Genomic DNA, 5,960 nt, shown 5'->3' on the forward strand with positions numbered 1-5,960 from the left:
ACCGAGGAGCGAGACGACGCGTCCGGGGAGCCGGAGGCGCCGGGGCCGGCTCCGGCTCCGTGGCGGGGTCGGCGTCGACCGGGGCCGCGGTGTCCGCGGGCGCGTCGGGCTCGACAGGTGCGCCACTGTCGACAGGTGACTCCTCCTCGCCCTCGCCCGGCGCCTCCGGCTCCACGGACGCGTCGGCTCGCTCCTCGGTCGGCGCGGGTGCCGTCGTGACGGTCGTCGCGGCGGCCATGTCCGGCACCGCCAACGGCGCGAACGCCAGCAGGAGGGCTGCGGCAGAGGTGGACTTGCTGAGCGGGGGCATTCGGGGCTCCGATCGAAGGGGTCGGTAGCCATCGTATGCAATATGTATTTCACATGCAATGCATTGGACGGATTCAGGGCCGTCCAGCGCATCCGGATCGCGCACACAGGCCAGATGCGGAAGTATGTGTCGGTGACGATCATGACGGAACGGCCGGTCGACCAGGCATCGAGCAGTGAACCGGAGCAGCCCGGCAACGCCACGGCGAAGCACCGGAACGTCTCGTTGCTCTCCGTGGCGACCACCACTGCGGAGCGTGTGACGACCTCGGCCGACATCGAGGCCAAGCTCCGCGGGGTCCTCCGTCGGCTCCGTCTGCCGATGGGACTGCTCGAGCGCGTCGCCGGGGTCATCGAGCGCCGCAACTGGGGCGAGGGCCAGACCTTCCAGGACGCCGCGATCGACGCCGGCCGTCGTGCCATGGCCGAAGCCGGTGTCCGTCCGGACGAGATCGGGCTGCTCATCAACACCTCGGTGACCCGTCCGCACCTCGAGCCGTCGGTGGCCGTCCGCCTGCACCACGGTCTCGGGCTGCCGTCGTCCGCCATCAACTTCGACATCGCGAACGCCTGCCTGGGGTTCGTCAACGCCATGAGCGTCGCCGCGGGCATGATCGACTCCGGGCAGATCAAGTACGCGCTCGTCGTCGACGGCGAGGACGCCGACCAGGTGCAGCTCAACACCATCGACCGCCTGAACCAGGGCGGCCGGAACCGCAAGGACTTCATGAGCGAGTTCGCCAGCCTGACCCTCGGGTCCGGCGCCGCGGCGGCCGTGCTCGGCCCGGCGGACCTGCACCCCGAAGGACACCGGATCGTCGGCGGCGTCACCCGTGCGGCGACCCAGTGGTACGACCTGTGCGTCGGCAGCGTCGACGGCATGTTCACGGACGCGAAGATGCTGCTCAAGGGCGGCATGGAGCTCGTCGTCGCCGCCTGGACCGAGGCCCGCGCCCACTTCGACTGGGCCGACATGGACCGCTACGTGCTGCACCAGGTCTCGGACGTGCACACCAACGCCTTCGTCGAGGCGATCGGCATCCCGCGCGACAAGGTTCCCACCACCTACCAGCGCTTCGGCAACGTCGGCCCCGCGTCGATCCCGATCACCCTCGCCGACGAGGTCGCTTCCGGCGGCATCCGGCGCGGTGACCGCGTGTTCCTGGGTGGCGTCGGTTCCGGCATCAACACGGCGATGATGGAACTCCACTGGTGACGTCCCGGCTGCCCCGCGTCGCCGCGAGCACGGCTCCGGCGACGCAGCCGCCCTCCCTGCCCGGCCTCGACCCGGCTTGGTCGCGTCTGGTCACGGTCCCCGCGTGGTCCGGAGATCGGACGGGAGGAACGGATCGCGCCGCGCGCACCTGGCACCTCCTCGACACGGCCGGGTCCCTGGCCGCGCTCGGCGTGGAACCGGTCGGCACGATCCTCTGCGTGCACGGCAACCCGACGTGGTCGTACCTGTGGCGGTCCGTGCTCCGCACCTCGCTCGAGGTCGCCCAGGCCGGCGGCCCGGCCTGGCGTGTGGTCGCCGTCGACCAGCTCGACATGGGCTTCTCGGAGCGCACCGGCGTCGAGCGGGGACTGGCACAGCGCGTCGCGGACCTCGGAGCCCTGACCGACGAACTCGGGCTGACCGGACCGGTCGCCACCCTCGGCCACGACTGGGGCGGTGTCGTGTCGCTCGGTTGGGCGGTCGACCACCCGGACGTCCTGGCCGCCGCGATGACGTGCAACACCGCCGTGCATCAACCCGACGACGCCCCGATCCCGGCACCGCTGCGGCTCGCCCTCGGTCCGGGGATGCTCGGCCGCGCGACGGTCGTGACCCCCGCGTTCCTCGAGACCACCCTGGCCATCGCGCACCCGAAGCTCGACCGTGCCACAGCCGACGGCTACCGGGCGCCCTACCGCGGTGCCGCCCGTCGCGGTGGCATCGGCGGGTTCGTCGCGGACATCCCCGTCGACGCCCGGCACCGGAGCGCACCCGAACTCGACCGCATCGCCGCCGGGGTCGCCGCGCTCGACGTGCCGGTGCTCCTGCTCTGGGGTCCGCGCGACCCGGTGTTCCTCGAGCGGTACCTGGACGACCTGACCGAACGCGTGCCGCACGCCGACGTCCACCGGTTCGAGGGCGCCGGGCACCTGCTGCCGGATGACGCCGACGTGGCGGGCGCGGTGTTCGACTGGCTCGGCGACCGTCTGCCGGACGGTGGCCGTCCTGCCCAGGCTGCCACGGGCCTCCAGGCCGACGCCGCGGACCCGGGCCAGCCCGCACCGGCGACCCCGCCGCTCTGGGCGCGGCTCGACGAACTGCGTGACAGTGACGAACCCGCGCTGGTCGAGATGGCCGCAGCCGGTGGCCCCCGCACGATCACGTGGCGGCTGCTCGCACGACGGGTCGACGAGATCGCCGCAGGACTCGACGACCTGGGCGTCCGGAGCGGCGACCGTGTCTCGCTCCTGGTGACCCCCGGTGCCGACCTGACCGCTGTCCTGTACGCCTGCGTGCGGATCGGCGCGGTCGTCGTCGTCGCGGACGCCGGACTCGGACTCGGCGGCCTGACCCGCGCGGTCCGCGGAGCCCGACCGGACTGGATCATCGGCGCGCTGCCCGGACTCGGTGCCGCGCGTGCCCTCGGCTGGCCGGGGCGACGCATCGCGACGCTCTCGCTGCCCGCGCCGGCCCGGAAGGCGCTGCGGGTGGAGCACACGCTCGTCGACGTCGCCCGACGTGGTGCGCGTCGTCTCGCGCACGGCGCCGCGCTGCCGGCGGCACCGTCGCCGGACGCACCCGCGGCCGTGCTCTTCACCTCGGGGTCGACCGGGCCGGCGAAGGGCGTCGTGTACACGCACGGGCAGCTCAGCGCCGTCCGGGACGCCCTGGCCACCCAGTACGACGTCGGGGTCGGCACCGGCCTCGTCGCCGGGTTCGCGCCGTTCGCGCTGCTCGGTCCGGCCCTCGGCGCCCGGTCGGTCGCGCCCGACATGGACGTCACCGCGCCGCGCACCCTGACGGCGAAGGCGGTCGCGGCCTCGGTCGCCGCGGCCGACGCCACCGTGGTGTTCCTGTCGCCCGCGGCCCTGGCGAACGTCGTCGCGACCGCGTCGGAGCTCACCGACGCCGACCGGCAGGCGCTGAAGGGCGTGCGGCTGTTCCTGTCGGCCGGGGCTCCCGTCTCGGCTGCGCTGCTCACCGCGGCGACCGAGCTGATGCCGAACGCCAGCGCCCACACCCCCTACGGCATGACCGAGGGGTTGCTCATGACCGACGTCGACCTCGACGGGGTCCGTGCCGCCGGCCGGTCCGACGACGAGGGGATCTGCGTCGGGGTGCCGGCAGCGAACGTCCGCGTCCGCATCGCGCCGCTCGACGGTTCCGGGCGCTCGACCGGAGCCCTGACGGACGAGCCCGGGATCACCGGGGAGATCGTCGTCGCGGCACCGCACGTGCGCGACCACTACGACCGGCTCTGGCGCACCGACCGGGTCTCGCGCCTCGGCGTCGACGACCCGCGCGGGCACCGCACCGGGGACGTCGGACACCTGGACGCCGCGGGACGGATCTGGGTCGAGGGCCGACTGCAGCACGTGCTGGTGACTCCGGACGGGGTCGTCACGCCGGTGGGGCCGGAGCAGCGGATCGAGGGCGTCGACGGTGTCGGACGCGCCGGCGTCGCGGGCATCGGGCCGGTCGGCACCCAGCAGGTGGTGGCCGTCGTCGAGACCGACCCTGCCGTGCGCCGGCCGGGGTTGGCGTCGCCGTCGCTCGCCGCAGCGGTCCGTGCCGCCGCCGGGGTTCCCCTCGCCGCGGTGCTCGTCGTGCCCGTGCTGCCGACCGACATCCGGCACAACTCCAAGGTCGACCGCACCCGGCTCTCACGCTGGGCCGGCTCGGTGCTGTCCGGCGGACGGATGGTCCGACCGTGATCGGCGCGTTCTCACGCGGTCACCGACACCTCACGGGCCGTCGGGGGCGTGAGGTGTCGGTGAGCACGAATCTCCGACCCGCCACGGTTCGAGACGGCGGCCGGATGGTCCGGCCGTGAAGGTCCTGGTCACCGGGGCCAGCGGGTTCCTCGGGCAGGCCACCGCCGCCGCCGTGCGGGACGCCGGCCACGAGGTCCGGACGTTCCAGCGCCGTCCTTCGGGTGTGCCCGGGGTGCAGGACGTCGCCGGGACGATGGCCGACGACGCCGCGATCGCCCGCGCGGTCGACGGGGTCGAGGCCGTCGTGCACCTGGCCGCGAAGGTGTCACTCGCCGGGGACCCGGCCGACTTCGCCCGGGTCAACATCGAGGGAACCCGCTCACTGCTGGCGGCCGCCCGTGCAGCCGGCGTCGGGCGCTTCGTCTTCGTGTCGTCGCCGTCGGTCGCGCACACCGGGTCGTCGCTCGTCGGGGCCGACGCCGGTCCGGCCGAGCCGTCCCGTGCCCGAGGCGACTACGCCCGCACCAAGGCCGCGGCGGAGCTGCTGGCACTCGACGCCGACGCCCCGGACTTCGCCGTCGTGGCGGTCCGGCCGCACCTGGTGTGGGGTCCGGGCGACACACAACTCGTCGGACGGATCGTCGAGCGTGCCCGCGCCGGACGGCTCCCGCTGCTCGACTCCGGCGCCGCGCTCATCGACACGCTCTACGTCGACAACGCCGCGACGGCCATGGTCGCGGCGCTCGAGCACGTCACGGACGACGGCGTCCACGGCAACGCCTACGTGGTCACGAACGGTGAGCCCCGACCGGTCGCCGACCTGCTCGCCGGCATCTGCACGGCGTCGGGCGTCCGACCGCCGCAGTGGCACGTGCCGGCCGCGGTCGCGCGGGCCGCGGGCTCCGTGGTCGAGGCCGTCTGGCGCGTCCGACCGGGCGAGGACGAGCCGCCGATGACCCGGTTCCTGGCCGAACAGCTCTCGACGGCGCACTGGTTCGACCAGCGAGGGACCCGGAGCGACCTGCGGTGGACCCCGTCGGTGTCGATCGACGAGGGACTCGAACGGCTGCGCGCTGCGGCTCAGGCCTCGTCGGCCGCCACGTAGACCCAGGCCGTCGAGCCCGAGGCCAGCGTGACCCGGATGCGCTGGTAGTCGGCGACCTCGTAGCCGTCGACCGCGCGGAGCTGCCACTCGTACCCGAGCGTCAGGGCCACACCCTCGACGACGTCGCCGGCGGAGCCGCGGCGGAGGATCGGGTGCCGGTCGGAGCCGCTCGTCCGGATGACGTCCGGGTCGGTGATCGTCACCCAGTCGAGCCGCCAGCCGGGCAGGGAGTCCGGGGTGGTGTGGACGTGGTCGCCGAACAGCGACTCCTGCACGAGCGGCTGCTGGAGCGTGCCGTACGAGAAGACCCGGTGCGTCTCGCCGGGGCGCGGCGTCGGACGCTTGACGGGACGCGGAGCGACCGCCGGGGTCGAGGTCCAGACGAGTGCACCGGCCAGGCCGGTCAGGCCGAGGTGCAGCAGCCCGATGACGCCGAGGGCGCTGCCCCAGCGGAAGCCGACCGCGAGCCCGATGACGCCGACGACGAGACAGACGAGCGCGAACGCGCCGAGACCGATGACCCAGCGCTGGCCGGGGGAGAGACGCTTCACGTCGCGAGGCTAGCGGACGGGCAGTGGGCTCCGGGACCACCCGGGTGGGCCGACCGGGTCGGGTG

4 protein-coding genes and 1 pseudogene are annotated in these 5,960 nt (G+C 74.0%); 3 read left to right on the forward strand and 2 right to left on the reverse strand.

What is annotated here, in order from left to right:
- A pseudogene (locus DEJ06_RS18500) lies at positions 1-310 on the reverse strand (hypothetical protein); the annotation flags it as partial.
- Positions 311-451: 141 nt separating this feature from the next.
- On the opposite strand from DEJ06_RS18500, the gene DEJ06_RS17880 reads away from it, so the two are divergent.
- From DEJ06_RS17880 to DEJ06_RS17890, 3 genes are all read left to right on the forward strand, one after another.
- Entirely contained in the window at positions 452-1,525 is a 1,074-nt protein-coding gene (locus DEJ06_RS17880) for a 3-oxoacyl-ACP synthase III (RefSeq protein WP_042537701.1), read from the forward strand.
- The gene (locus DEJ06_RS17885) at positions 1,522-4,239 is read left to right on the forward strand and encodes an alpha/beta fold hydrolase (protein WP_258372388.1); all 2,718 of its coding nucleotides are present in this window, start codon (positions 1,522-1,524) and stop codon (positions 4,237-4,239) included. The genes DEJ06_RS17880 and DEJ06_RS17885 overlap by 4 nt, the downstream gene beginning before the upstream one ends.
- A 115-nt stretch (positions 4,240-4,354) precedes the next feature.
- A complete protein-coding gene (locus DEJ06_RS17890; protein WP_111040223.1) occupies positions 4,355-5,344 on the forward strand; it encodes an NAD(P)-dependent oxidoreductase in 990 nt (329 codons plus the stop codon).
- Here the strand turns inward: DEJ06_RS17890 and DEJ06_RS17895 are convergent.
- Entirely contained in the window at positions 5,320-5,895 is a 576-nt protein-coding gene (locus DEJ06_RS17895; protein WP_258372389.1) for a gamma-glutamylcyclotransferase family protein, read from the reverse strand. The two genes, DEJ06_RS17890 and DEJ06_RS17895, sit on opposite strands and share 25 nt — an antisense overlap.
- Between the last annotated feature and the right edge of the window lie 65 nt (positions 5,896-5,960).

This window comes from Curtobacterium sp. MCLR17_051 (assembly GCF_003234395.1).
GTDB classification, from domain to species: domain Bacteria; phylum Actinomycetota; class Actinomycetes; order Actinomycetales; family Microbacteriaceae; genus Curtobacterium; species Curtobacterium flaccumfaciens.